This is a genomic window from Pseudonocardia xinjiangensis, from assembly GCF_050948425.1.
GTDB lineage: Bacteria > Actinomycetota > Actinomycetes > Mycobacteriales > Pseudonocardiaceae > Pseudonocardia > Pseudonocardia xinjiangensis.
Genome location: NZ_CP192009.1, coordinates 3906629 through 3932553 on the forward strand (window position 1 = coordinate 3906629; position 25925 = coordinate 3932553).

Consider the following 25925-nt stretch of genomic DNA (forward strand, 5'->3'; position numbering starts at 1 on the left):
CTGTGGCTCCACAGCTACTCCAGGCCCCGGATACCGCTGCGGCCCGGTTCCCCGAGGGGGACCGGGCCGCAGGCGCAGTGCGTGGGCTTACAGGTACTGGCCGGTGTTCGACGCGGTGTCGATCGCGCGGCCCGTCTCGGCGTTCTTGCCGGTGACGAGGGTGCGGATGTAGACGATCCGCTCCCCCTTCTTGCCGGAGATGCGCGCCCAGTCGTCGGGGTTGGTGGTGTTGGGCAGGTCCTCGTTCTCGGCGAACTCGTCGACGATCGCGTCCAGCAGGTGCTGCACGCGCAGACCGGGCTGGCCGGTCTCGAGCACCGACTTGATCGCCGACTTCTTGGACCGGTCGACGATGTTCTGGATCATGGCGCCGGAGTTGAAGTCCTTGAAGTACAAGGTCTCCTTGTCACCGTTGGCGTAGGTGACCTCCAGGAACCGGTTCTCCTCGGTCTCGTCGTACATCCGCTCGACCACCCGCTGGATCATCGCGTCGACGCAGGCCTTGCGGTTGCCCGCGAACTCGGCGATGTCATCGGTGTGGATCGGCAGCGTCTCGGTGAGGTACTTCGAGAAGATGTCCTGCGCCGCCTCGGCGTCGGGCCGCTCGATCTTGATCTTCACGTCGAGCCTGCCGGGACGCAGGATCGCCGGGTCGATCATGTCCTCACGGTTGGAGGCGCCGATGACGATGACGTTCTCCAGGCCCTCGACGCCGTCGATCTCCGCGAGCAGCTGCGGCACGATCGTGGTCTCCACGTCGGAGGACACGCCCGAGCCACGGGTGCGGAAGATCGAGTCCATCTCGTCGAAGAACACGATGACCGGGGTGCCGGCCGAGGCCTTCTCCCTGGCCCGCTGGAAGATCAGCCGGATGTGCCGCTCGGTCTCGCCGACGAACTTGTTGAGCAGCTCCGGGCCCTTGATGTTGAGGAAGAACGCGCGGCCGTCCTCGGGGTTGTCGCCGCGGACGGCGGCCACCTTCTTGGCCAGCGAGTTGGCCACCGCCTTGGCGATGAGCGTCTTGCCGCAGCCGGGAGGGCCGTAGAGCAGCACGCCCTTCGGCGGCCGCAGCTCGTACTCCTTGAACAGCTCGGCGTGCAGGAACGGCAGCTCCACCGCGTCGCGGATCTGCTCGATCTGCCGGAACAGGCCACCGATGTCGGAGTAGTCGACGTCGGGCACCTCCTCCAGCACGAGGTCCTCCACCTCGGCCTTGGGCACCCGCTCGTAGGCGTAGCCGGCCTTGGTGTCGACGAGCAGCGAGTCGCCGGGCTTCAGCGGCACGGCATCCGGGTTGTCGGCGCCCACGATCAACGGGGCCGCCAACCAGACGACCCGCTCCTCGTCGGCGTGGCCGACGACGAGGGCACGACCGGCGAGCCCGTCCTCCGAGGGTTCGGAGAGCACCTCGCGCAGGGCGCACACCTCACCGATGCGCTCGTAGTCGCCTGCCTCGACGACGGTGAGCGCCTCGTTGAGGCGGACGGTCTGCCCGCTGCTCAGGTCCGCGGTGGAGACCGCGGGAGACACAGCGACGCGCATCCGGCGCCCGGAGGTGAAGACGTCGACCGTCTCGTCCGGGAACCGGGCCAGGAAGACGCCGTAGCCGCTCGGCGGCTGCGCGAGGCGGTCGACCTCCTCGCGCAGGGCGACGAGCTGCCCGCGCGCTTCCTTCAGGGTTTCGGTGAGCTTCTCGTTGCGTGCGGACAGCTGCGCGAGCCTGCTGGCCGACTCGGCGAGCCGCTGCTCGAGCACCCGCGCATGACGCGGGGACTCGGTGAGCTTGCGGCGCAGCAGAGCCACTTCCTCCTCGAGAAAGCGGATCTGCGCCCGAGCTTCCGCGGGGCTGAGCTCCCCGCTGCCGCCTGGGTCACGACTGCCGGGACCGTCGTAGGGGTTCACGGCAACCTCCCTCCGTGTTCCGTTTCCATACGGTACCTGCGAACGGGCGTTGTGGTCCTGCGACGAACCGGTGATCCACCCCTCAACCGGACGGCACCTTGACGGTGGGGCTTCGTCCTGTTCCGTGATCGGCACCGGAGCGCGACTGCTCCGGTCGGCCTCACCGGCTCGTCGGTCTGCGCTGCGGGCGCGGCGGAACCACCCCTTCGGCCAGCCGGCGGGCCGTCACCAGGAACGCTGTGTGACCTTGCATGCGATGGTCGGGCCGGACCGCGAGACCTACCACGTGCCACGGCCTGACCAGGCATTCCCATGCCTGAGGCTCCGTCCAGCACTGCTGCTCGCGCAGGTCTTCCACGAGTCTGGACAGCTGTGTCGTGGTGGCCACGTAGCCCACCAGGACCCCGCCCGGAATCAGGGCTTTCGCCACCGTTTCCAGCTGTTCCCATGGCGCCAACATGTCCAGAATGGCACGATCGACCGGTTCGGCGTCGCCGTCGTGAGTATGAAGATCAGCGACCTTCAAGGACCAGTTGGGTGGCGAATCACCGAAGAAGAGCCGAACGTTCCGTTCAGCATGTTCGGCGTGGTCCGCCCGGATCTCGTAGGAGGTCACCCGTCCCTGCGGCCCGACGGCCTGCAGCAGCGAGCACGTGAGCGCCCCGGAGCCGGCCCCCGCCTCCAGCACCCGCGCGCCCGGGAAGATGTCGCCCCACATCAGGATCTGCGCGGCGTCCTTCGGGTAGATGACCTGCGCGCCACGCGGCATCGAGAGCACGTAGTCGGCCAGCCGGGGCCGCAGCGCGAGATAGGGCGTGCCGACCGGGGAGATGACGACGCTGCCCTCCGGCTTGCCGATCAGGTCGTCGTGGGCGAGACCGCCGCGGTGGGTGTGGTACTGGCCCCCGGTCTCCAGGGTGAGGGTGTAGTGACGGCCCTTCGGGTCGGTCAGCTGCACGCGGTCGCCGGGACGGAAGGGACCGCCCCGCGGGGTGACAGCGGGGGGCGCATCAGCGAGCGGCGGCAGCGGTTGGGACACGGGCAAGACGCTAAAGGGTGCGCTTTCCGGATGCCGCAGCGCCCGGCGACGCGCACCGTCCGGCCACCACGCACATCGCCGGACATGGCACACGGTGGCCACCGGATGTGTGCGGCCCGCGCAGCGCCCCGCGGCTGCGGGGACGGCTCGCCCGGAAGTGTCAGGGCGGTCCCCTACGCTCCGGAGCGTGACGGACACTTCCGGCGAGAGCCACGGGCTCGGCACGACCACCGCCGGCCCCGCCACCTTCGACGCCCCCACCCCCATCCCGGCCACCGACGACGCGGCCGAGGCCCCGGTGGCCGGTGGCGACTCCCCGGTGCGCCCGCGGCGCCGACCGGCGCTGTCCCCGTCACGGGCGGGTGACTTCAAGCAGTGCCCGCTGCTCTACCGGTTCCGGGCGATCGACCGGCTCCCGGAGCGGCCCAGCCGGGCACAGATCCGCGGCACGCTCGTGCACGTCGTCCTGGAGCGGCTCTACGACCTGCCCGCCGCGCAGCGGTCCCTCCCGGTGGCCCAGGAGCTCGTCGGGCCGGCCTGGGAGGAGCTGTGCGGGCAGGAGCCGGAGCTGGTGAACCAGCTCTTCGAGGGCCCCGAGGATCCGGAGCTGCCGTCCTGGCTCGCGTCCACCGGGCCGCTCCTGGAGGCGTACTTCCAGCTGGAGGACCCTCGCACACTGGAGCCCGAGGCGCGTGAGCTGCTCGTGGAGACGGAGCTGGAGTCCGGCCTGCTGCTGCGTGGCTACATCGACCGGCTCGACGTCGCACCCACCGGGCAGATGCGCGTGGTCGACTACAAGACCGGGCCGGCGCCCCGGCCGGTTGCCGAGGCGCGGGCGCTGTTCCAGATGAAGTTCTACGCACTGGCCCTGCTGCACCTGCGCGGTGTGGTGCCCGCCCAGCTCCGGCTGATGTACCTGGCCGACACCGAGTGGCTCACCTACGAGCCCGACGAGGTCGAGCTCCGTCGCTTCGAGCGCACGCTCGACGCCATCTGGGAGGCCATCCTCATCGCGGGCGAGTCCGGCGACTTCCGGCCCAACCCCAGCAGGCTCTGCGAGTGGTGCAGCCACAAGCCGCTCTGCCCGGCCTGGGACGGCACCCCGCCGGCCTACCCGGGCTGGCCCGCCGACGTCAGCGCCGACGAGACCCCGATGGAACGCGCCGGCTGAGCACCGGCGCGCCGGGCACGATCCCCACCGGGGCATTCTCGGGGGGTGCCGGCAGATGTGCTTCCCCTCGAACCGTTCTACCTGCCCCTCGACGGCCCGGACGGCGAGCGGTTCCACGCCACCCTCTCCAGCACGGGACCGTGGTTCGCCGACGCCCAACACGTCGGGCCGCCGTCGGCACTGCTGGCACGCGCGCTCGAACGGAGCGGCACCGGGCCCGGCACGCAGCTCTCGCGGATCACCGTGGAGGTCCTCGGCCCGGTGCCGGCCGGGGAGGTGCAGGTCCGCGCGGGGGTGGAGCGACCGGGACGATCGGTCGAGCTCCTCACCGCCGAGATGACAGCGGGCGGGCGGGCCGTGCTCAGGGCCCGTGCCTGGCGGCTCGTGGTCGGCGACACCCGGGCCGTGGCCGGCGGGGAGGTCGACCCGCTACCGCCGCCGGAGCAGGGCGTTCACCGTCCGGAGCGGCCGCCCGGCTGGCTCCCGGGCTTCCTCGACGCGGTGGAGTGGCACTGGCTGCAGGGGTGGTACGGCGAGCCGGGCCCCGGCACGACATGGGGGCGGCTGCGCGTGCCCCTCGTCGAGGGCGAGGAGCCCAGCCCGCTGCAGCGGCTGCTCGTGGTAGCCGACACCGGCAACGGCGCCGCCGCGCCACTGGACCTGCGGCACTGGCTGTTCGTCAACACCGAGCTCACGGTGCACCTGCACCGGCCGCCGGTCGGCGAGTGGATGGCCGTGGCCGCCGCCACGGTGGTCGGACCGACAGGGATGGGCACGGTGTCCGGCCTGCTGTTCGACGAGCGGGGCCACACCGGACGCTCCACGCAGAGCGTGGTGGTGCGGCCCCGCTGAGTGCCGAACTCAGGCGGTGTGGCCGTTGAGGCCGGTGCCGTCCACCGCCCGGCAGGACCGGATCTCCGAGGTCAGGATCGCGCGGACGCCGAGCGAGGCCAGGTCGTCCATCACCTTGTTGGCGGACGTCCTGCGCACCATCGACCGGACGCCGTACCAGTTCGGCTGCGACAGCGGCGAGACGGTGGGCGCCTGCATGCCGGGCGTGATGCGCTTGGCCTCTTCGAGCACAGCGGCCGGGCAGTCGTAGTCGAGCATCAGGTACTGCCGTGCGTAGACGACCCCCTGCAGGCGCGCGGTGAACACCCCCTTGGCCGCCTTCACCTCGACGGTCTCCTCGCGGTCCGGGCGCGGCTCCCGCTCGATGAGCGTGGCCTGGGACTCCGCGATCGCCTTGCCGAACGGCTTGAGGCCGTGCTGGCGCAGCGTGCGCCCGGAGGAGACGACGTCGGCGATCGCGTCGGCCAGCCCGAGCTGGACCGAGATCTCCACGGCCCCGTCGAGCTTGATGATGTCGGCGCGGACGCGGCTGCGCGCCAGGTGGGCGCGGACCAGTCGGGGGTAGGACGTGGCGATCTTCTTGCCCTCGAGATCCTCGAGCGTCCACTCCCCGCCGTGCTCGGTGCGTTCCGGTGCGGCGAACCGGAACTTCGACGCGCCGAAGCCGAGCTCGATGACCCGCTTCACCTGGCTGCCCGACTCGTCCATGAGGTCAGCGCCCGTGATGCCCAGGTGCAGATCGCCGGACCCGACATAGGTGGCGATGTCCTTGGGACGCAGGTAGAAGAACTCGATCTCGTTCTCGTCGTCGAGCATGCTGAGGTCACGCGAGTCCGATCGCTGCCGATAACCGGCCTCACGCATCATCGTGGCGGCGGGCTCGGCCAACGTTCCCTTGTTGGGAAGTGCGACGCGGAGCATCAGAGGTCTCCTAGTGCCTTGCTGTGATTCTTACAGGAACTTGTAAACGTCCTCGAGCGAGATCTTGCGCCCGATCATGAGGACCTGGATGCGGTAGAGCAGCTGAGAGATCTCCTCGGCCAACGCGTCGTCGGCCTCGTGTTCGGCGGCCAGCCACACCTCGCCGGCCTCCTCGAGCAGTTTCTTGCCCTGCTCGTGCACGCCGGCATCGAGTGCGGCGACAGTGCCCGAGCCCTCCGCCCGAGTGGCGGCCTTCTCGGTCAGCTCGACGAACAAACCGTCGAAGGTCTTCACGTCGGGTTACTCCTCACAACATCAGTGTCATACGTCTGTGGGTTTCGACGCGAACGGCCGCACCGGGCCTGCTGCGCCCGGTACAGATGAAGCGCCGGATGGTTCGGTGAACGGTCGGTTCGCGCATTATGCGGGCGCCGAGCGGGTCGGCTAACGGCGCCCTTGTGAAGTTCAGCGGTCGAGTGTCGAGCGGTACCGTGCGCATGCGGTCCGCTAGGCAACGCGATCTGCGCGTACACGAGCGTAGGCGTCTCGCACGTCATCCGCCGTGAGTCCGGCCAGTGAGCGACGATGAACACGTCCTGGACCTGCCGGAACAGGCACCTCGCAGGGCACGACGAGCACGGCGGCACCCGCCGTCTCCGCCGCGGTGGCCCCCGTCGGCGAGTCCTCCACCGCCACGCACTCCTGCACCGGGACGCCGAGCAGCTCCGCCGCCCGCAGGTACGGGTCGGGCGCCGGTTTGCCGTGGGGCACCTCGTCCCCGCACACCGTGACGGTGAAGTGCTCGCGCCCGATGGTCTCCAGCGCCAGCTCGGTGAGCGCCCGCTCCGTGTTCGTGACGAGCGCAGTCGGCCAGCCCGCCGCGCGGACCATCCGCAACGCCTCGAGCGCGCCGGGACGCCACTCCAGGCCGGCCGCGAACAGCTCGCCCGTGCGCTCGGTCATCCACTTCTCCGCCTGCGCCATCCGGACCGGATCGCGGTCGAGCCCCAGGTCCTCGAACATCAGCCCCAGCGTGCGTGCCATGTTCGACCCGATCATGTCCTCCCGGGCCTGCGAGCTCAGCTCCCCGCCGAGCCAGCGTGCCGTCTCCGCGAGCGAGATGCTCCAGACCTTCTCCGAGTCGACCAGCGTGCCGTCCATGTCCCACAGAACGGCCGCAGGGAGCTCCTCGGCATAGGTGTTCGGACCCGACAAGCGATCCTCAGAGTTGATGTTCGGACCCGGCAAGCGATCCTCAGCCCGCATTGAAGTACTTCGCCTCCGGGTGGTGCGCCACCATCGCGTCGGTGGACTGCTCCGGATGCAGCTGCAGCTCCTCCGAGAGCTCCACGCCGATCCGTCCGGGCTGCAGCAGCTCCACGATCTTCGTGCGGTCCTCGAGGTTGGGGCAGGCGCCGTAGCCGAGCGAGTAGCGGGCGCCCCGGTAGCCGAGCTTGAAGAACTCCTCGACGTCGGCAGGGTCCTCCGCCGCCACGGCACCACCGGCCGGGAAGGTCAGCTCCTCCCGGATCCGCCGGTGCCAGTACTCGGCCAATGCCTCGGTGAGCTGGACGCCCAGGCCGTGGACCTCCAGGTAGTCGCGGTAGGCGTCCTTCGCGAACAGCTCGTTGGCGTAGTCGGCGATGGGCTGGCCCATCGTCACCAGGTGCAGCGGCAGCACGTCCACCTCGCCGCGCTCGACGGCCAGGGTGCGGGGCCGCCAGAAGTCGGCCAGGCACAGGTGCCGGTCGCGGCGCTGGCGCGGGAACTCCAGCCGGAACCGCTCCGCGGCGTCGGGACGGGGCTCGTCGAGCACCAGCAGCGCGTCCTTCTCCGACACCGCCGGGAAGTACCCGTAGACGACGGCGGCGTGCGCGAGGACGCCCTCCGTGGAGAGCCGCTCCAGCCAGTACCGCAGCCGCGGGCGGCCCTCGGTCTCCACCAGCTCCTCGTAGCTCGGGCCCGAGCCGCTCTTCGTGCCCCGCAGGCCCCACTGGCCCAGGAACAGCGCGCGCTCGTCGACCATCCCCGAGTACTCGGCCAGCGAGATCCCCTTGACCACGCGCGTGCCCCAGAACGGCGGGGTGGGCAGCGGGTTGTCGACCGTGACGTCGGAGCGTTCCGGCTGCGGGCCCGCGACCTCGGCTTCTGCCGCCTTCCGCTTGGCCGCCACCCGCTGCGAACGTTCGTGGCGGGCCTTGCGCTCGGCCTGCTTGGCCTCCTCCTCCGGGTCGACCTCCGGCAGCTCGCCGCGCAGGCGAGCCATCGTGGCGTCCATCACCCGCAGGCCCTCGAAGGCGTCGCGGGCGTAGGTGACCCGGCCCTCGTACACGTCGGACAGGTCGTTCTCCACGTAGGAGCGCGTGAGCGCGGCGCCACCGAGCAGCACCGGGAGCTTCTTCGCGACCCCCCGGGAGTTCATCTCCTGGAGGTTCTCCTTCATGATCACCGTGGACTTGACCAGCAGCCCCGACATCCCGACGGCGTGCGCCCTGTGCTCCTCGGCAGCACTCAGGATCGTCGCGATGGGCTGCTTGATCCCCAGGTTGACCACGTTGTAGCCGTTGTTGGTGAGGATGATGTCCACGAGGTTCTTGCCGATGTCGTGGACGTCGCCCTTGACCGTGGCCAGCACGATCGTGCCCTTGCCGTCGCTGTCGGTCTTCTCCATGTGCGGCTCGAGGTAGGCCACGGCCGTCTTCATCACCTCGGCGCTGGCGAGCACGAACGGCAGCTGCATCTGACCGGAGCCGAACAGCTCACCGACGGTCTTCATGCCCGACAGCAGCGTGTCGTTGATGATCTCCAGTGCCGGGCGTGACTCGAGCGCCTCGTCGAGGTCGGCCTCGAGGCCCTGGCGCTCCCCGTCGATGATGCGGCGCTCCAGCCGCTCGAACAGCGGCAGCCCGGCCAGCTCCTCGGCCCGGCCGGCCCTCGCCGACGAGGCCGTGACGCCCTCGAACAGCTCCATGAAGCGGTTGAGGGGGTCGTAGTCCGCCCGACGGCGGTCGTAGACGAGGTCGAGCGCCACCGACCGCTGCTCGTCGTCGATCTTGGCCATCGGGAGGATCTTCGCCGCCGAGACGATCGCGGTGTCCAGCCCGGCGTTGACGCACTCGTGCAGGAACACCGAGTTCAGGACCTGCCGCGCGGCCGCGTTGAGGCCGAACGAGACGTTCGAGACACCCAGCGTGGTCTGCACGTCCGGGTAGCGGCGCTTCAGCTCCCGGATCGCCTCGATGGTCTCCAGCGCGTCCCGGCGCACCTCCTCCTGGCCCGTGGTGATCGGGAACGTCAGGGTGTCGACGACGATGTCCTCGACGTGCATGCCGTGGTTGGTGGTGAGGTCGCGGATGAGCCGGTCGGCCACCCGCACCTTCCACTCGGCGGTGCGGGCCTGGCCCTCCTCGTCGATGCACAGCGCGACGACCGCGCAGCCGTGGGCGCGCACCAGCTCCATCGCCCGCTGGAAGCGGGAGCCGGGCCCGTCGCCGTCCTCGTAGTTGACCGAGTTGATGATCGAGCGGCCGCCGAGGCGCTCCAGTCCGGCGCGCAGGACCTCCGGCTCGGTCGAGTCGAGCATCACCGGCAGCGTGGAGGCGGTGGCGAGGCGTCCGGCCAGCTCGGCCATGTCGGCGACGCCGTCCCGTCCGACGTAGTCGACGCACAGGTCGATGAGGTGGGCGCCGTCGCGGGTCTGGTCGCGGGCGATCGCGACGCACGCCTCCCAGTCCTCGGCGAGCATCGCCTCGCGGAACTTCTTGGAACCGTTGGCGTTGGTGCGCTCGCCGATCATGAGCACCGACGTGTCCTGGCGGAAGGGCACGGAGGCGTACAGCGAGCTGACCCCTGGCTCCGGACGCGGGGTGCGCGCCGCCGGCGTCAGGTGGCGGACCGCGTCGGACACGGCCCGCACGTGCTCGGGCGTGCTGCCGCAGCAGCCCCCGACCAGCCGCAGCCCGTAGTCGCGGACGAACGTGGAGAGCGCCTCGGCGAGCCCGTCGGGGTCGAGCGGGTACTCCGCGCCGTTGGGGCCGAGCACGGGCAGCCCGGCGTTCGGCATCACCGAGAGCGGGATGCGCGCGTGCTTGGACAGCGTGCGCAGGTGCTCGCTCATCTCGGCGGGGCCGGTGGAGCAGTTCAGGCCGATGAGGTCGATCCCCAGCGGCTCCAGCGCGGTGAGCGCGGCGCCGATCTCGGAACCGAGCAGCATCGTGCCCGTGGTCTCCATGGCCACCTGCGTGACGATGGGGATGCGGCGCCCCTCGTCGGCCATCGCCTGCTGCGCACCGAGCACGGCCGCCTTGACCTGCAGCAGGTCCTGGCAGGTCTCGATGACGATCGCGTCGGCGCCGCCGGCGACCAGGCCGCGGCCACATTCGGCGTAGGCGTCGCGCAGGGCGGCGAACGCCGCGTGGCCCAGCGTGGGCAGCTTCGTGCCCGGCCCCACCGAGCCCAGGACGTACCGGGGACGGTCGGGGGTGCTCATCTCGTCGGCGACTTCGCGGGCGAGGCGAGCCCCCTTCTCCGCGAGCTCGCGGATCCGGTGGGGGATGTCGTAGTCGGCGAGGTTGGGGAGGTTGGCCCCGAACGTGTTGGTCTCGACGGCGTCGGCGCCCGCTTCGAAGTACGCGCGGTGGATGCTCCGGACGACGTCGGGCCGGGTGTCGTTGAGCACCTCGTTGCAGCCCTCGAGGCCGTCGAAGTCGTCGAGCGTGAGGTCGGCGGCCTGCAGCATGGTGCCCATCGCACCGTCGGCGATCACCACCCGCTCCGACAGCGTGTCCATCAATGTGGTGTCGAAGGCAGGTGGTGGCTGGGTGCGGGTGTCGGGCTGCACACTGACACGGTAGCGGCCCGGGGGAGGCGGCCATCGCGCTGCGGCCTGCCGCCGTAGGCTGGGCAGATGACCGATCGCGAGCCGGAAACCGGAGCGGAGAACGAACTGCCCCGCCTCGTCGACCCGGTGATGATCGCCGCGTTCGAGGGTTGGAACGATGCCGGGGAGGCCGCCAGCACCGCACTGGAGCACCTGGAGCTGAGCTGGGACGCCGAGCCCCTGCTCTCGATCGATCCAGAGGAGTACTACGACTTCCAGGTCACGAGGCCGCACGTGCGGCACGCCGGGGGTGTCACCCGCAAGATCGAGTGGCAGACCACCCGGCTCTCGGTGGCGACCCTCCCGGGCACCGAGCGGCACGTCGTCCTCGTCAACGGGATCGAGCCCAACCTGCGCTGGCGGGCCTTCTGCGCCGAGCTCCTCGGCTACGTGGAGAAGCTCGGTGTGACGAAGGTCATCACCCTCGGCGCCCTGCTCACCGACACGCCGCACACGCGGCCCACCCCCGTCAGCGGGATCTCCTACGACGTGTCCTCCGCCGGCGAGCTCCAGGTGGAACCGTCGAGCTACCAGGGACCCACCGGGATCGTGGGCGTGTTCCAGAACGCGTGCGTCGAGGCGGGCATCCCCGCGGTGTCGTTCTGGGCCGCCGTCCCGCACTACGTGTCGCAGGCCCGCGTGCCCAAGGCCGCCGTCGCGCTGCTGCACCGGGTCGAGGAGCTGCTCGACGTCGAGGTGCCGCTGGGTGGCCTCCCGGAGCAGGCCGAGGAGTGGGAGCGCACGGTGTCGGAGATGGCCGAGGCCGACGACGAGGTGCGCGAGTACGTCCGCCAGCTCGAGGAGCAGGCCGAGGCCGACGCCGACGTGCTCCCCGAGGCCGACGGTGACGCCATCGCCGCCGACTTCGAGCGCTACCTGCGCCGGCGCGGCACCGGGGGCTCGGGCAACTGACGAAGGCGCGCTCCCCGGGCGCGCCCCCTCGCGAAGCCCTGGCCAGGGCCGGGCTCTACGCGGGAGCGCTCCTGGGCCCTTTCGGTGGCGGCATCACCGTCGCCATGTTGCCGGAGCTGGGCGCGTCGTTCGACGTTTCGCCCGCCACCGCGTCGTTGTCGATCACCGCCTACACGGCGCCCTTCGCCGCCGTGATGCTCGTGTCGGGCACGTTCGGCGAGCGCTGGGGCCGGCGCCGCACCGTCGTCGTCGCTTACCTGGTGTACCTGCTCGCCTCGGTGGCCTGCCTGCTCGCCACGACGCTGCCGCTGTTCCTCGCGGCCCGCGCGCTGCAGGGAGCCGCCAACGCGTTCACCACTCCCCTGCTGCTGGCCGCGGTGGCCGCCGCGGCGCCCCCACAGCGGCTCGGCCGCGTGCTCGGCTGGTTCGGCTCCATGCAGGCGGCGGGCCAGACCACGGCGCCACTGGTCGGAGGGCTCGCGGCCGAGGTCGACTGGCGGTTCGCGTTCGCAGGCGTCGCGGCGGTGGCCGCGGTGCTGGCCGCCACCGGCATCCCCGCAGAGGGTGCCGCCGCGCCCGCGGCCCAGCGCCCCTCCCTGCGCACCGCCTGGCAGCCCGTGGTCCTGCGCGCCGGCCTCGTGGCGGCGGTGGGATGGGGCTGCCTCGCCGGGCTGAACTTCCTCGTCGCACTCCGGCTGGAGGAGGAGTTCGGCGTCGGCTCCGGGGCGAGGGGGCTGCTGCTCACCGGGCTCGGGGTGGCCGGGCTGCTCACCGCACGGCTCGTCGGCGGCGGCGTCGACCGGATCGGCGCCCGGCGCAGCGTCCTGCTCGGAGCCGCCATCGGCGTGCTCGTCGTCCTCGGGGTCGGTCTGGCGCCGGTGGTGTGGCTGGTCGGCGTCATCTGGGCGCTCGGCGGGGTGGCCACCCAGCTCGTGCTCGTCGGCGTCAACGCGATGGTGCTCGGATCCGTCGCCCAGAACCCGGGAGGCGCCATGTCCGTGGTGCAGGCGGTGCGGTTCAGCGGTGCCGCACTGAGCCCGGTGGCGATCACGCCCGTCTACCACGCAGAGCCGGTGGCCGGCTTCGTCCTGCCGGCCGTCCTGCTCGCGGTGGGGGTGCCGGCGCTGCTCCCGCGCCCACCCCGCCCCTCCCCGTCTCCCTGACCCGCCCTCCCGCGACATGGACACATGTCGCTGTTGAAACGGCCGCAGAACAGCGACATGTGTCCATGTCGGGCTCAGGCCGCCGCCAGAGCGGCTTCCACCGTGCGGACCAGCTTTCGCGGGGTCGACAGCAGCGGCTGGGTCACGAACACCACGTCCCACCCGATCCCGTGCACCCGGTTGAGCCGCTCCCGGTCGTGGTTGAGCGCCCACAGCTGCCCGTCGCGCCACTCCCCGTCGTACTCGACGGCCACCTTCCGCTCCGGGAAGGCCAGGTCGACCCGCACGATGCGTCCTGTGGCGTCCTCGATCCAGTACTGCGGCACCGGGTGCAGCCCGGCCAGCTCGAGCCACACGCGCACCTTCGACTCGGGCCGCGACTCCGCACGGGCGTCGGTGAGCTCGACGGCTCGCCGAGCCGAGACGACGCCGCGGTCCGACCGCGCAGCCACCAGAGCGGCCACGGCGTCGCGGTCCACCAGCCCGGCCCGCAGGACGACGTCGAGATCGGCGACGGCGTCCGGGAGCGAACGGTTGAGCGCGAGGTCGAGTGCCATTCGCAGCGGCGCGGCGATCCGGCCGCCGTACCAGGGTTCGGAATCGTCCCGGCCGAGCTCGGTGCGCCGCAGGTCGATGCCGTCGCGCCAGGTGATCCGGCGGCGCAGCGGAGCCACCACCGCCACCGGGTCGTGCGCCCGCGCGAGCTCGCAGCCGCGGATGGTGGCAGCCGAGCGGCCGGTGATCACCGCGTCGGCCGGCAGCACCAGCGTTGCGCCCCGGCAGCGGACCGGGTGCGTGACCTTCGTGCGCGCGTCCACGTAGACGTCTCGGAAGAGATTCGTGACACGCGGGCCGCGCAGCTGCGCCGGGGTGAGCAGACCGGCCGCGACGGCCTCGGAACCGAGGAAGACCATGCCAACACGATCAGGCCGGCGGCGACGGTCGTCGAACGCCCGTCCACACCCCTGCCACTGACCGGACGGCGGTCCCCAGAACCACTCGCCCCCTTGCGCACGACCCCGTTCTCGTGTTCGGGCGCGACATGGACACATGTCGCTGTTCTCAGGCCGTTTCAACAGCGATACGTGACCATGTCGCGGCCGGGGGCCGGTCGCGGGTGTGGAGTCAGGTGCTCAGTACTGAGAGGAGGGCTCGGGCGTAGGCGCGTTCGGCGTCCACGTCGAGGTGGCGCTCCTCGCCGCCGGGGGCCGTGATCACCACCGCGTACCCGTCGCCGATCGGTTCGAGGCGGCGGAAGCGGGGGCCGAGGGCGGCGCGCAGCTGGCCTTCCGACGGCAGCCACACCACGGCGTCCTGCTCGACGCTGTCCAGGGCCCATTCGGTGGTGCCGTTGAAGCGCAGCAGGCGGCCGGTGGGGGCGTCGTGCACGTCGATCGTGAGCTCGCTGACGACGAAGACGTCGGCATCCATGTCCCGGCCGGGGATCACGAACCGGTCGCCCGACGCCGGGGTCCATTCGAGTCCGGCGGTGCGCAGCCGCAGTGCCAGGTCGATGGTGATCATGTCAGCCGGCGGTGGCGGCGTGCCGGCGCAGGTCGGCGAGGTCGACCCAGTCGAGGGTGCGGACGTGGGTGGCCTCCAGCACCACCGGGGGTGCGACGCCGGCGGCGAGCGCCTCGGCCCAGCGGTCGGCGCACAGGCACCAGCGGTCACCGGGCCGCAGCCCGGCGAAGCCGTACTCGGGACGCGGCGTGGACAGGTCGTTGCCCTGTTCGGCGCTGAACCGGAGGAACTCCTCGGTGACCATGGCGCAGACCGTGTGGACGCCCGGGTCGTCGGACGCGGCCTCGCAGCAGCCCGTACGGGTGAAGCCGGTCATCGGGTCGGTTCCGCACGTCTGCAGCTCGCCGCCCAGCACGTTGCCCGCCATGTGCCCCACTCAACCAGAACGGGTAGCTCGATGGCATGACGCAATCGCCCCAACCTGACCCGGAACCCCCTCGTCCGCCGGGGGCGCCGGAGCGCGACCTCGACGTCCCGATCGACGCCGAGGACGCGCAGGTGCCGGACGGCGAGGACGTCGAGCCCGACGCCGGCGCCGTCGAGCCGCCGGACTGACCGTGCCGCCCGCCGGCCGGGCGTGCCTACAGCGCGACTCCGAGCAGCGCGTCGAGCGCGGTGCGGACGAGCGCCGGGGCGTCCGGGTCGGTGCCCCGGCGCTCCAGTGCCTCCGCGGCCCACCCGTCGACGGCGGCCAGCGCGGCGGGGGTGTCCAGGTCGTCGGCCAGGTGGGTGCGCAGCCGCTGCACCAGGTCGTCCGCGGAGGGGCCGGCGCCGAGCGCGACGGCCTCCCGCCAGCGCGCGAGCCGCTCCTGCGCCTGCGTGAGCAGGTCGTCTGTCCACGGCCGGTCCTCGCGGTAGTGCCCGGCGAGCAGACCCAGCCGGATGGCGTTGGGGTCGACGCCCTGGGAGCGCAGCTTGGAGACGAACACCAGGTTGCCCCGCGACTTGGACATCTTCTCGCCGTCGAGCCCGATCATCCCGGTGTGCGTGTAGTGCCGGGCGAAGGGATGTTCGCCGGTGAACGCCTCGGCGTGGGCGGCCCCGAACTCGTGGTGGGGGAAGATCAGGTCGGAGCCGCCTCCGTTGAGGTCGATCTGGGTGCCGAGCCGGTTGAGCGCGATCGCGGCGCACTCGACGTGCCAGCCGGGGCGCCCGGGGCCGAGGTCGGACGGCCAGGACGGCTCGTCCGGCCGGGCCATCCGCCACAGCAGGGCGTCGGTGGGGTGGCGCTTGCCGGGCCGGTCGGGGTCGCCGCCACGCTCGCGGGACAGCTCGATCATCTTCTGCTCGTCGTAGTGGGACTCGTAACCGAAGTGGCCGGTGACGGAGCTGTCGAAGTAGACGTCGGGGTACTCGGGGTCGTCGATGCGGTAGGCCGCCCCGGAGGCGAGCAGCTTGCCGACGAGCTCGGCGATCTCGCCCATCGCCTCGACCGCGCCGATGTAGTGCTGCGGCGCGAGCACCCGCAGGGCCTCCATGTCCTCGCGGAACAGCGCCGTCTCGCGCATCCCCAGCACGACCCAGTCGTCGTGGTCGCGGGCGGCCCGCTCCAGCAGCGGGTCGTCGATGTCGGTGACGTTCTGGACGTAGTTCACGTCGTGGCCGAGGTCGCGCCAGAGGCGGTTGACCAGGTCGAACGCCAGGTACGTCGCGGCGTGACCGAGGTGGGTGGCGTCGTAGGGCGTGATCCCGCAGACGTACATCGTGGCGGTGGGCCCGGGCGCGGTCGGCCGTACGCGACCGGTGGCGGTGTCGTACAGGCGAAGCGGCGGACCACCGCCGGGGAGCCGCGGGACATCGACGGTTGCCCAGGTTTGCATGCCGAACAACTTACGCGTTCAAGACGGGCGGATCGCCAGGTTCGTCGTGGGCCTCACTGCCACGGGTCCCGCAGCCTGGCCTCGATGTCGCGCAGGTGGCGCCGCGCGCAGCTCGGGCACAGCCAGCGCACCTGCCCGTCCGGGTCGCGCTCGTGGACCCACGTCAGTGCGGAGGCGTCGGCGTCGTCACGGACGGCGCCGCAGTGGCGGCAGGTCGGCACGTGCCCAGCATGCCCGCTTGCTCCCGGGCACCTCCTCTGCCAACCTGAGCCAAGTTGTCTAGACCAAACATCTAGTCGGGTAGGGATGCAGTTGCGGACCGTCATCGGTATCGACATCGGTGGCTCCAAGACCCACGGTCTTCGCTCGGTGGACGGGGTTCCGGACGCCGAGGCCGTGGCCGGGAGCGCCAACATCGCCGCGGTCGGCGTCGCCGAGGCGGGGCGCCAGCTCGAGGCGCTGCTCACCCGGCTCGGCGCCACCGGCGTGGACGCCGTCTGCGTGGGTGCGGCCGGCGCCGACGGACCGGCGTCGGTGGGCACCCTGGAACGGCTGCTCGCCCAGCACGCGCCCGGGGCCAGGGTGCTCGTCGTGCACGACGCGCGGCTCCTGCTGGCCGCCGCCGGTCTCGACACCGGGGTCGCCCTGATCTCCGGGACGGGCTCGGTGGCGTGGGGCATGCGCGCCGACGGCACCGAGGCGCGCGCAGGCGGGTGGGGCCACCTCCTCGGTGACGAGGGCAGCGGCTACCGCATCGCCCTCGACGCGGTGCGCCACACGCTGGACCGGATGGATGCCGGCGCCCCGCCCGACCCGCTCAGCCGGGCGTTGCTCGCCGGCTGCGGCCTCACCGACCGCGAGCAGCTGATCGACCACGTCTACAGCACGCAGGACCGGCGGTACTGGGCCGAACGCGCCGGTGTCGTCGTCGAGCTGGCCGGAAGCGGTGACGTCGCGGCCACCGCCATCCTCGACGCGGCCGCCGACGCGCTGGCCGCGCTGGCCACGCGGGTGCTCGGACGCCTCGGCGGCCACGAGCCGGTGGTGCTCGGGGGCGGTCTCGCGGTCCACCAGCCGCTGCTGCAGCAGGCAGTGCGCCACCGGCTGCCCGCCGTGGAGGTCCACGTGCTCACCGAGGCACCCGCCGCCGGAGCCGTCCGGCTGGCCGAGGCGTTCCTCGACCAGGAACCCGTCGCGTCGAACGCCGCCGAGCCGCGGGCATGACCGCCGTGGCGTCGCACCAGCCAGGCCGCCTGATGGCGGCGGAGATCGCCGAGCAGCCCGCCGTCTGGCGGCGGTTGCTCGCTGACGGGCCCGCCGCCGGGCTGGACGCCGCGGCGGCCCAGATCCGCCGCAGAGCGCCGCGGACCGTCCTGTTCGTGGCCCGCGGTACCAGTGACCACGCCGCGCTGTACGCCAAGTACCTGGCGGAGATCCGGCTGGGGCTGCCCGCCGGTCTGGTCTCGCCGTCGACGATGACGGCCTACGGGGCCCGGCCCGACCTGCGCGACGTACTGATGATCGGCATCAGCCAGTCCGGCGGCTCGCCCGACCTGGTCCGGTCGCTGGAGGTGGCCCGGGCCCAGGGTGCGCTGACGGTGGCGGTCACCAACAACGCCGACTCCGCGCTCGCCCGCGCCGCCCACGCGCATGTCGACGTGCTGGCCGGAGCGGAACGCTCGGTGGCCGCCACCAAGTCCTACACCGCCCAGCTGCTCGCGCTGTACCTGCTGCTCGACCGGGTGATCGACGGCAACGGCGGGGGCACATCCGCGGCCGAGGCCCTGCCCGACCTCGGCGACGCCCTGCTGGCCCGCGACGCCGAGATCGCCGCGATCGCGCAGCGCTACCGGTTCGCGCAGCGGATGATCACCACCGGCCGCGGCTACTCCTACCCGACCGCGCGGGAGGCCGCGCTGAAGCTGATGGAGACCGCCTACGTCTCGGCACAGGCGTTCTCCGGGGCCGACCTGCTGCACGGCCCGCTCGCCCTCGTCGACCCACAGGTTCCGGTGCTCGCCGTGGTGAACGACGGCGTCGGCGGCACCGCGATGGAGGACGTGCTGCCCCGGCTGGCCGAGCGCCGGGCCGACGTGTGCTGCGTGGGACACCCGGCCGCCGTGGCGCGGGCCGCGGTCGGCTTCGCGCTCCCGGCCGGCGTGCCCGAGGAGCTCTCCCCACTGCTGGAGATCCTCCCGTTCCAGCTGCTCGCCCGCCACGTCGCCGTCGACCGCGGCGAGGACCCGGACGCTCCCCGCGGCCTCAGCAAGATCACGGAGACGTTGTGACCTCGAGTGGCACGACCCTGCTCCTGACCGCCGACACGGTGGTCACCCCCGCCGCGGTCGGACCGGGATGGGTCGAGGTGGCAGGCGACCGCATCACCGGCGCCGGCACGGGGGCACCACCGCGCCCGGCCGATGTCGATCTCGGCGACGCCGTGCTCGTGCCCGGGTTCGTCGACATGCACGTCCACGGCGGCGCGGGAGCGGCGTTCCCCGACGGGGACCCCGACCAGGCGCTGCACGCGGTGCGCTTCCACCGGACCCACGGGACGACAACGATGATGGCGAGCCTGGTCGCGGCCGCACCCGCCGACCTGCTCCGGGCCGTCGACGCCCTCGCCGGCCTCGTGGCCGACGGCGAGCTCGCCGGGGTGCACCTGGAGGGGCCGTGGCTGGCCGGGGCCCGGTGCGGCGCCCACGACCCGCGGCAGCTGCGCGACCCCGATCCCGGGGAGCTGGAGCGACTGCTGCGCGCCGGTCACGGGGCCGTCCGCATGGTGACGCTGGCCCCGGAGCGGGCCGGCGGCCTGGACGCCGTCCGCCGGATCGTTGACGCCGGGGCGATCGCCGCGCTCGGCCACACCGACGCGACCTACGCGCTCACGCGCTCGGCGGTGGCCGCGGGCGCGCGCGTGGGAACCCACCTGTTCAACGCGATGGCACCGGTGCACCACCGCGAGCCGGGGCCCGCGGTGGCCCTGCTGGAGGACTCCCGGGTCACCGTCGAGCTGGTGACCGACGGGCTGCACGTCCACCCCGCCCTGTGGGAGCACGTGCTCCGGAGCACCGGCGGCGGGCGCGTGGCGGCCGTGACGGACGCGATGGCGGCCGCCGGGATGCCGGACGGCCAGTACCACCTCGGTGCGTTGCAGGTGACCGTGACCGACCGGGTGGCCCGGGTGGCCGACACCGGCACGATCGCGGGCAGCACCGCCACCACCGACGCGCTGTTCGCCAACGTCGTGCGGCATGCGGCCCTGCCGCGCGAGGAGGCGCTGGCACGGGCGGTGGCGATGACGGCGGGCACACCGGCGCAGGCACTCGGGTTGGCCGACGTCGGGGCGATCGAGGCCGGCCGCCGGGCCGACCTCGTGGTGCTCGACCCGGACCTGCGCGTGCGCGAGGTCTACCGGGCCGGGGTGCGCCTCACGCCCGTCCCGCTCGCCGGCTGACCGGCCGCGGAACACCGACCCCGCATTGCAGCAAAGCCACGTTCACGCAACGAGGTTGCATGAACGTGGCTTTGCTGCAATCAACCGCAGTCCGGGCGGCGGGTCAGCGGCGGGTGCGCAGGTAGTCCGCCACCACCTCGGCGCCGAGGCCGTCCAGGGTGGGGGCCACCACGCGGCCGCCGCACCGGCGTGCCACGTCGTCGATGAACGCGGCGAGGCGCGGGTCGTCGCCGAGCATGAAGAACGTGAACGACGCCCGCAGACCGGTGATCCGGTCGAGCTCGGCCACCGTGGCCCGCAGCGTCTCCCGGCTGGGTGGGTAGTCGAAGACGGCGTTGCCGTCCGGTTCGAGGTGGGCCGTCGGCTCGCCGTCGGTGACGACGAGGACCACGGGCTGCGCGTCCGGGTTGCGGCGCAGGTGCTGTCCGGCCAGCAGCAGCGCGTGATGCAGGTTGGTGCCCTGCTCCCACGCCCCCTCCAGCCCGACGAGCTCCCCCAGCTCCACCGACCGCGCGTGCCGGCCGAAGGTGATGAGCTTCAGGTCGTCACCGCGGAACCGCGTGGAGATCAGCTGGTGCAGCGCCAGCGCCGTGCGCTTCATCGGCACCCAGCGCCCGTCCTGGACCATCGACCACGACGTGTCGACGCACAGCGCCACCGCCGCGCGGGAGCGCTGCTCGGTCTCGACGATCTCCACGTCCGTGACGTCGAGCGTCCTCGGGTCCCCGGCCGCCTGCCGCAGCTGCGCGTTGAGCAGGGTCTTCGGCACGTTCCACGCCTCGGTGTCGCCGAACGCCCACGGCCGGGTGGCCCCGGTGGCCTCGGCCGACGCGCCGGACCGGTGCGTCTCCCGCTCGCCGCGCCGGGCGCCGATCTTGTCGACGACGTCGCGCAGAGCCGACTCCCCCAGCCGCCGCAGCGCCTTGGGCGAGAGCTGGAGCGACCCGTCGGGCGCCCGCTCGAACAGTCCTTGGCGCTGCAGCTCACGCTCCAGCTCCGCCAGGGCTCGGGCGTCGACCCGCGCCTCGTCGCCCAGGTGCTGACCGAGTGCGTCGAGGTCGATGTCCTCCATCCGCGCACCCGGGTAGCTCTGCGACAGCTGCTCGGCGAGCGCGTCGAGCTGGCCGAGCTGCTCCATCGCGCGCGTCGCCTCGCCCATGCCCATCGGGTTGTCCCCGCGGAACCGGCCCTGCCCGTCCCAGTCCTCGCCCGGCCGCAGACCCTGCAGCTGGGCGTCGAGCTGGGCCAGCGACTGCGCCAGCCGGGGGTCGCCGAAGGCCTGCTGGGACAGCTCCATCAGCTCGGCCCGCTGCTCCGGCGTCATCGAGTTGAGCATCCGCTGGGCGGCCGCCGCCCGCTGCGCGAGCAGGTCGACGAGCTCCTCGGTGCTCGTGGGGTTCTCCGGGAAGAACTCGCCGTGCTGTGCCATGAACTGCTGGAACTGCTCGGCGGTGTCCTGCCCGGCGGCGTGGTTGGCGAGCAGGCTGTTGAGGTCGTCGAGCATCTCCCGGATGCGCTCGACGTCCTCGGGCGTGGCGTTCTCCATCGCCTGCTTCATGCCCTCGAAGCGCTGGTCGAGCATCTCCCGGCCGAGCAGGTCACGGATCTGCTCGTAGGCCTCCCGCGCATCGGGGGACTGCCAGTCGTAGGAGTTCAGCTCGCGCACCGCCCCGCCCGTGTCCGAGGGCAGCGCGTCGAGCTGCATCTCCCGGAACCGGGCGTCGTCGGTGTCCTGGCGCCCGAGCGAGTCGCGCTCGGCGTCGAGGGCCTGCGCCAAGAGCTCGCGGACCTCCTGCAGCGTGCCGTCGAGCCGGTTCTCCCGCTGCAGCCTGCTGCGGCGCTGCCAGACCTCACGGGTGAGCTCGTCGAGCCCGCGCCGGTTCTGCATGCCCCGGCGCAGCAGCTCCTGCAGCGCCGAGCGCGGCGAGGAGCCCTCCATGACGTCGCGACCGATCTCGTCCATCGCGGCCCGGAGGTCGACCGGCGGGGCGAGCGGATCGGGCCCGTCGGTGTAGGGCCCGTAGGCGTACCTGCGGTCGCGTCTAGCCATAGCTCACCGTGTCGCCGTCGTCGGACTCGTCCTTCGCCAGGCGGCGGGTGAGGAACAGCAGCTCCAGGGCCAGCTCCGCCGCGCTCGCCATGGGGCCCGGGTCCTCGGTGCCGCCCGCGTCGAGCCGCTTGGCGATCTCGGTGAGAGCGTCCACCGCGGGGAGTGCGGCCACCACCTCGACGGCCGCGACCCGCTCCCCCGTGCGCACCGGGTTGCCCGCGACGGCCTCGGCGAGCGGGTTGAGGTCGATGCCGCGCAGCCGGGCCCGTGCCGTGTCAGCCGTGGCCCGGCGGAGCAGGTGCTCCAGGTGCTCGGACTCGCGGCCCTCCTCGCCGGAGGCGAACTCCAGCTTGCCGCGCAGCACGGCGGGCACCGACTCGAGGTCGACGGGACGCGCGACGGCCCGCTCCTCACCGGTGATCGCGGCGCGGCGCAGCGCGGCGGCGGCCACGGTCTCGGCGGCGGCCACGGCGAACCGTGCCGACACCCCCGAGCCCTGGTCGACGGCACTGGACTCCCGCAGCGACCGGGTGAACCGGGCGACGACCTCGATCAGGTGCCGCGGCACCTCGGCCGCGAGGTCGGCCTCCTGCTGGACCAGCGCGATCTCGTCGGCCAGCTCCAGCGGGTAGTGGGTGCGGACCTCGGCCCCGAAACGGTCCTTGAGCGGGGTGATGATCCGCCCGCGGTTGGTGTAGTCCTCGGGGTTGGCCGACGCGACGAGCAGCACGTCCAGCGGCAGGCGCAGCGTGTAGCCGCGCACCTGGATGTCGCGCTCCTCCATCACGTTCAGCAGCGACACCTGGATGCGCTCGGCGAGGTCGGGCAGCTCGTTGATGGCGACGATCCCGCGGTGGGCGCGGGGCACGAGGCCGTAGTGGATGGTCTCGGGGTCACCGAGGGAACGGCCCTCGGCGACCTTGACGGGGTCGACGTCACCGATGAGGTCGGCGACGGCGGTGTCGGGGGTGGCGAGCTTTTCGGTGTAGCGCTCGTCGCGGTGGCGCCATGCGACGGGCAGGTCGTCGCCCAGCTCGGCGGCGCGCCGGCGGGATGCCGGGGTGATGGGGTCGTAGGGGTGCTCGCCGAGCTCGGAGCCCTCGATGACGGGGGTCCACTCGTCGAGCAGGTTGACGATCGAGCGCAGGAGGCGGGTCTTGCCCTGACCGCGCTCGCCCAGCAGCACGACGTCGTGACCTGCGAGGAGGGCACGTTCCAGCTGCGGGAGCACGGTGGACTCGAACCCGACGATCCCGGGCCATGCGTCGCGCCCCTCGCGGAGCGCGGAGAGGAGGTTCTGGCGGATCTCGTCCTTGACACCACGGATCTCGTGGCCGGACGCCCGGAGGGCACCGAGGGTGCGGGGAAGATCATGGGGCACGTAATCAACGTTACGCCGCGAGCCCGGGGCCTCGCGCGGCGTCCGCTCCCCGATGCGGCCGTTGACCTCTACCCGGCTTGAGCTCCTAGCGTCATCGCCGCAGGTCGGACAACTGGACGTAGAGGGGACACCGGGTGAAGGCGATTCGGCAGTACGAGTTCGGGGCGGCGGACACGCTGCGGTTCGAGGACGTCCCCGACCCCACGCCGGGCGAAGGGCAGGTGGTCATCGACGTGGCCGCCGCGGGCGTGCACCTGCTGGACACGAGCATCCGGGCCGGCACGACGGGCGGCCCGTTCCCGAGCCCGGAACTGCCCATGACGCCGGGTCGCGAGGTGGCGGGCGTCGTGAGCGAGGTCGGGGCCGGCGTGGACGGAGCCTGGGTGGGTCGCCCGGCGGTCGCGCATCTCGGGATGGCCAGTGGCGGCTACGCCGCACGTGCGGTGGCGCCGGTCGCTGCCCTGCACGCCGTGCCCGACGGGCTCGCACCGGAGTCGGCCGTGGCCATGATCGGCACCGGACGTACGGCGTTGGGCATCCTCGACGTCGCCGACCTCGCCGCTGACGACGTGGTGCTCGTCCCCGCGGCGGCGGGCGGACTCGGGACGCTGTTCGTCCAGGCGGCCCGGACCGCCGGAGCGACCGCCGTGGGCCTGGCGGGGGGACCGGAGAAGGTCGAGAAGGTACGGAGGCTGGGTGCCGACGTCGCCGTGGACTACCGCGATCCCGGCTGGCGCGACCAGGTCCTGGAGGCACTCGCCGGGCGCAAGCCGACCCTGCTGCTCGACGGCGTCGGAGGTGCCGTGGGACGGACCGCGCTGGAGATGCTCGACGTCGGCGGGCGGGTGGTGATGTTCGGCTGGTCGTCCGGCGCGGTCACGGAGTTCACCAGCGCCGACGTCGTGGCGGGCAGTCTGGCGGTCGTCTGGGTGACCGGGCCGCGCATGCTGCGCCGCTACGGCGGCCTGCGGCCCCTGGAGACACGCGCGCTGGCCGAGGCCGCGGCGGGCCGGCTGGTGCCGGTGGTGCATCCGTTCCCCCTGGCCGACGCGGCTCGGGCGCACACCGCGCTGGAGGAGCGTGCGACGAGCGGCAAGGTGGTGCTCGTTCCCTGAGCCCCGCGGCTCAGTCCAGGTGGCGCCGCCACGCCGCCAACCACTGCACCAGGTGACGGTCGGCGCAGTTGCGCCCGTCGAACCCGTGGTGCGCTGCCACGGCCACGATCAGATCGATGAGGGCGTCGTCGTCGATGAGCGCCGGGAGAGCGACGACGGTGTCGTCGTCCTCGGTGTCCGCACCTGATGCGCGACGCACAGCATCGTTCCTGGCCGGCATTCGAGAATCCCATCGGTATCCGAGAGCTGCACGCCGCTACGAAGGTCGGAGGCGAAAGCCGAGCCTCCGCGAGAAGACCAAGGCGTACCTTACCGGCCCCGGCACGGACCGTCATTAGCCCGAGCGCCGAGCCCTCATCGGTCGAGTGAACCCACGGGACTCCATCACACCTGGTGAGCGCACCGGGAATTCGAGTGCGCCGACCGGGGGACGCCTGCCGCGACCCCCGGCCGAGGGTCACCAGAACGTGAGCACGGCCGATCAGACGATCAGGGTTCGTCCGGGGTGAACTGCAGACGCCGGGTGACGATGTCATGGGCGACGTCGAGGAGGAGGCGTTTCTCGCTGAAGGCGTGGGCGCGCATTCTCGCAAGTGCGTCGGTGGCGCCGATGCCCAACTGCGCCAGGACCATACCGGTGGCCTGATGGATCTCCGCACGGTTGCTCACCGTGGGGTCGAGCCACGGTCCGTCGCCGGGATCGGTACGGGCGCCGAGCATCATCAGTGCGGCGGTGTTGACGGCCGCCACCGCGTCGCGGCGCTGCTCGGCGGGCAGGGGCCCGGGCGTGCGGCGGTAGAGGTGGAGCACACCGAGGTTGACCGCGCCCCACCGCAGCGGCAGCGCGAAGAGCGCCCGGGCCGGCGTGCGTTCCACGACCGCGTCGGCGAACACCGGCCATCGCCGCAGGTCGGCGCAGATGTCCGCGACGAAGACCGGACGGCCGGTGGTGGCCGCCTCCATGCAGACACCTTCGCCCAGGCTGAACTCGAGGTCGTCGAGGAGACCGGCGACGGCGTCACTGGCCCACAGTGTCTCGCGGGCGGCGCTCACGGCGTGCAGCGCGAGGGACGCGCCGTCGACGTCGAGCCCGCTCAGGCATGTCCGGCAGACCTGCTCGGCGAGGCCGCGGTCGTCGTGGGTGGCCTCGAAGGCCGCCAGCAACGCCCGACCGACGGGGCCGTCCTGTTCGTCCACCGTGCCACTCATCCCCCGGGGAACTCCTGCCTGCGGCCGCTCGTGCGCCGGATGCGGATGCCCCATGGCGCTGTCGTGGCCACTCGATCGGCGTTGCACCGGGTTCCCTTCCGAGGCCGTCCGCCGCTCGTTGCGCGCACTTTACGTGACACTGCTCACGGGCGGGTGCGCCGGTCGGACCAAGGTCGCCCCGAAGCGTGGGCCACGCTTAGCGCTACGCAATTTCCGGCGCCCCCGCTCTGGATCTCGAGAACTGATTATCTTGCTCAAAGAATCATCGAGCTGCCGATCTTTGGGCCGATCTTCCGACCGTTCAGTTCGGCCCGAACGGGCGACTCATGTAATGATTTGCAAACGCGCGACGAGGAAGCAGTGTCGGTCGCTCCATTCGAGCGAGCGGTTTGTCGGGTTGGAGAGCGGGGGTCCGGCCACGACGCCGCACCATTGATCTCGGCCTCGGCAGCGGACGGCCGGGTGCTCTCGGGCTCCGGCTCGATTCGTCTGCTCGACGGCCGGCAGCAGTAATCGGACAGACCGCACGG

24 protein-coding genes are annotated in these 25925 nt (G+C 72.3%); 9 read left to right on the forward strand and 15 right to left on the reverse strand.

Features of this window, described 5'->3' with window-relative positions:
- Nucleotides 1–87 precede the first annotated feature (87 nt).
- Nucleotides 88–1902: a proteasome ATPase gene (arc, locus tag ACQPZA_RS18390; protein WP_169400560.1), complete on the reverse strand. Its 1815-nt coding sequence runs from the start codon at nucleotides 1900–1902 to the stop codon at nucleotides 88–90.
- Nucleotides 1903–2062: 160 nt separating this feature from the next.
- A complete protein-coding gene (locus ACQPZA_RS18395) occupies nucleotides 2063–2941 on the reverse strand; it encodes a tRNA (adenine-N1)-methyltransferase (RefSeq protein ID WP_433282604.1) in 879 nt (292 codons plus the stop codon).
- 265 nt (nucleotides 2942–3206) lie between these two features.
- On the opposite strand from ACQPZA_RS18395, the gene ACQPZA_RS18400 reads away from it, so the two are divergent.
- Both ACQPZA_RS18400 and ACQPZA_RS18405 read left to right on the forward strand, forming a co-directional pair.
- Nucleotides 3207–4112, forward strand: a complete 906-nt coding sequence (locus ACQPZA_RS18400) for a RecB family exonuclease (protein WP_433282861.1) — start codon at nucleotides 3207–3209, stop codon at nucleotides 4110–4112.
- A gap of 45 nt (nucleotides 4113–4157) precedes the next feature.
- Nucleotides 4158–4964: a thioesterase family protein gene (locus tag ACQPZA_RS18405; RefSeq protein ID WP_433282606.1), complete on the forward strand. Its 807-nt coding sequence runs from the start codon at nucleotides 4158–4160 to the stop codon at nucleotides 4962–4964.
- 9 nt (nucleotides 4965–4973) lie between these two features.
- Here ACQPZA_RS18405 and hisG read toward each other — a convergent pair whose 3' ends face one another.
- The 4 genes from hisG to metH all read right to left on the reverse strand — a co-directional run bounded on the left by hisG (nucleotide 4974) and on the right by metH (nucleotide 10674).
- Nucleotides 4974–5885 (reverse strand): ATP phosphoribosyltransferase, encoded by a 912-nt coding sequence (gene hisG, locus ACQPZA_RS18410; protein WP_169400282.1) that lies wholly within the window; start codon nucleotides 5883–5885, stop codon nucleotides 4974–4976.
- 30 nt (nucleotides 5886–5915) lie between these two features.
- Complete coding sequence (locus ACQPZA_RS18415; RefSeq protein WP_169400281.1) at nucleotides 5916–6179, reverse strand: phosphoribosyl-ATP diphosphatase; 264 nt, start codon at nucleotides 6177–6179, stop codon at nucleotides 5916–5918.
- 213 nt (nucleotides 6180–6392) lie between these two features.
- The gene (locus tag ACQPZA_RS18420) at nucleotides 6393–7100 is read right to left on the reverse strand and encodes an HAD family hydrolase (protein ID WP_433282608.1); all 708 of its coding nucleotides are present in this window, start codon (nucleotides 7098–7100) and stop codon (nucleotides 6393–6395) included.
- A gap of 40 nt (nucleotides 7101–7140) precedes the next feature.
- A complete protein-coding gene (gene metH / locus ACQPZA_RS18425) occupies nucleotides 7141–10674 on the reverse strand; it encodes a methionine synthase (protein ID WP_433282863.1) in 3534 nt (1177 codons plus the stop codon).
- Nucleotides 10675–10791: 117 nt separating this feature from the next.
- Between metH and ACQPZA_RS18430 the strand changes: the two genes are divergently transcribed.
- Together ACQPZA_RS18430 and ACQPZA_RS18435 are read left to right on the forward strand one after the other, a co-directional pair.
- Nucleotides 10792–11676 carry a PAC2 family protein gene (locus ACQPZA_RS18430; protein WP_169400279.1) on the forward strand — a complete coding sequence of 295 codons (885 nt, stop codon included), beginning with the start codon at nucleotides 10792–10794 and terminating at the stop codon, nucleotides 11674–11676.
- Between the two features lie 38 nt (nucleotides 11677–11714).
- Entirely contained in the window at nucleotides 11715–12839 is a 1125-nt protein-coding gene (locus tag ACQPZA_RS18435; RefSeq protein WP_433282864.1) for an MFS transporter, read from the forward strand.
- A gap of 74 nt (nucleotides 12840–12913) precedes the next feature.
- On the opposite strand, the gene ACQPZA_RS18440 is transcribed toward ACQPZA_RS18435, so the two are convergent.
- From ACQPZA_RS18440 to ACQPZA_RS18450, 3 genes are all read right to left on the reverse strand, one after another.
- Nucleotides 12914–13753 carry a hypothetical protein gene (locus ACQPZA_RS18440; protein WP_433282611.1) on the reverse strand — a complete coding sequence of 280 codons (840 nt, stop codon included), beginning with the start codon at nucleotides 13751–13753 and terminating at the stop codon, nucleotides 12914–12916.
- A 211-nt stretch (nucleotides 13754–13964) separates the two neighbouring features.
- The gene (locus tag ACQPZA_RS18445; protein ID WP_433282613.1) at nucleotides 13965–14363 is read right to left on the reverse strand and encodes a hypothetical protein; all 399 of its coding nucleotides are present in this window, start codon (nucleotides 14361–14363) and stop codon (nucleotides 13965–13967) included.
- A 1-nt stretch (nucleotide 14364) separates the two neighbouring features.
- Nucleotides 14365–14730, reverse strand: a complete 366-nt coding sequence (locus ACQPZA_RS18450; protein ID WP_169396893.1) for a DUF2237 family protein — start codon at nucleotides 14728–14730, stop codon at nucleotides 14365–14367.
- Nucleotides 14731–14765: 35 nt separating this feature from the next.
- Here ACQPZA_RS18450 and ACQPZA_RS18455 point away from each other — a divergent pair, with 35 nt between their 5' ends.
- Nucleotides 14766–14918, forward strand: a complete 153-nt coding sequence (locus tag ACQPZA_RS18455; protein WP_169396892.1) for a hypothetical protein — start codon at nucleotides 14766–14768, stop codon at nucleotides 14916–14918.
- A gap of 26 nt (nucleotides 14919–14944) precedes the next feature.
- Here ACQPZA_RS18455 and mshC read toward each other — a convergent pair whose 3' ends face one another.
- On the reverse strand, nucleotides 14945–16183 hold the full coding sequence (gene mshC / locus ACQPZA_RS18460; RefSeq protein WP_433282615.1) for a cysteine--1-D-myo-inosityl 2-amino-2-deoxy-alpha-D-glucopyranoside ligase: 1239 nt from the start codon (nucleotides 16181–16183) through the stop codon (nucleotides 14945–14947).
- A gap of 53 nt (nucleotides 16184–16236) precedes the next feature.
- Nucleotides 16237–16404 carry a hypothetical protein gene (locus tag ACQPZA_RS18465; protein ID WP_433282617.1) on the reverse strand — a complete coding sequence of 56 codons (168 nt, stop codon included), beginning with the start codon at nucleotides 16402–16404 and terminating at the stop codon, nucleotides 16237–16239.
- Between the two features lie 85 nt (nucleotides 16405–16489).
- Between ACQPZA_RS18465 and ACQPZA_RS18470 the strand changes: the two genes are divergently transcribed.
- Genes ACQPZA_RS18470 through nagA form a run of 3 tightly spaced genes read left to right on the forward strand, consistent with a single transcriptional unit; the run spans nucleotide 16490 to nucleotide 19640 of the window.
- Entirely contained in the window at nucleotides 16490–17407 is a 918-nt protein-coding gene (locus ACQPZA_RS18470) for an N-acetylglucosamine kinase (RefSeq protein ID WP_433282619.1), read from the forward strand.
- Nucleotides 17404–18471 carry an SIS domain-containing protein gene (locus ACQPZA_RS18475; RefSeq protein ID WP_433282621.1) on the forward strand — a complete coding sequence of 356 codons (1068 nt, stop codon included), beginning with the start codon at nucleotides 17404–17406 and terminating at the stop codon, nucleotides 18469–18471. The genes ACQPZA_RS18470 and ACQPZA_RS18475 overlap by 4 nt, the downstream gene beginning before the upstream one ends.
- Entirely contained in the window at nucleotides 18468–19640 is a 1173-nt protein-coding gene (gene nagA / locus ACQPZA_RS18480) for an N-acetylglucosamine-6-phosphate deacetylase (RefSeq protein ID WP_433282623.1), read from the forward strand. The genes ACQPZA_RS18475 and nagA overlap by 4 nt, the downstream gene beginning before the upstream one ends.
- A 103-nt stretch (nucleotides 19641–19743) precedes the next feature.
- Here nagA and ACQPZA_RS18485 read toward each other — a convergent pair whose 3' ends face one another.
- On the reverse strand, nucleotides 19744–21690 hold the full coding sequence (locus ACQPZA_RS18485; protein ID WP_433282625.1) for a vWA domain-containing protein: 1947 nt from the start codon (nucleotides 21688–21690) through the stop codon (nucleotides 19744–19746).
- On the reverse strand, nucleotides 21683–23071 hold the full coding sequence (locus tag ACQPZA_RS18490) for an ATP-binding protein (protein ID WP_312859194.1): 1389 nt from the start codon (nucleotides 23069–23071) through the stop codon (nucleotides 21683–21685). The genes ACQPZA_RS18485 and ACQPZA_RS18490 overlap by 8 nt, the downstream gene beginning before the upstream one ends.
- A gap of 134 nt (nucleotides 23072–23205) precedes the next feature.
- On the opposite strand from ACQPZA_RS18490, the gene ACQPZA_RS18495 reads away from it, so the two are divergent.
- Nucleotides 23206–24186, forward strand: coding sequence for a zinc-binding dehydrogenase (locus tag ACQPZA_RS18495; protein WP_433282627.1), 981 nt, complete (start codon nucleotides 23206–23208; stop codon nucleotides 24184–24186).
- Between the two features lie 10 nt (nucleotides 24187–24196).
- On the opposite strand, the gene ACQPZA_RS18500 is transcribed toward ACQPZA_RS18495, so the two are convergent.
- A complete protein-coding gene (locus tag ACQPZA_RS18500) occupies nucleotides 24197–24385 on the reverse strand; it encodes a hypothetical protein (RefSeq protein WP_433282629.1) in 189 nt (62 codons plus the stop codon).
- Nucleotides 24386–24675: 290 nt separating this feature from the next.
- Entirely contained in the window at nucleotides 24676–25395 is a 720-nt protein-coding gene (locus ACQPZA_RS18505) for a GAF and ANTAR domain-containing protein (protein WP_433282631.1), read from the reverse strand.
- Nucleotides 25396–25925 lie beyond the last annotated feature (530 nt).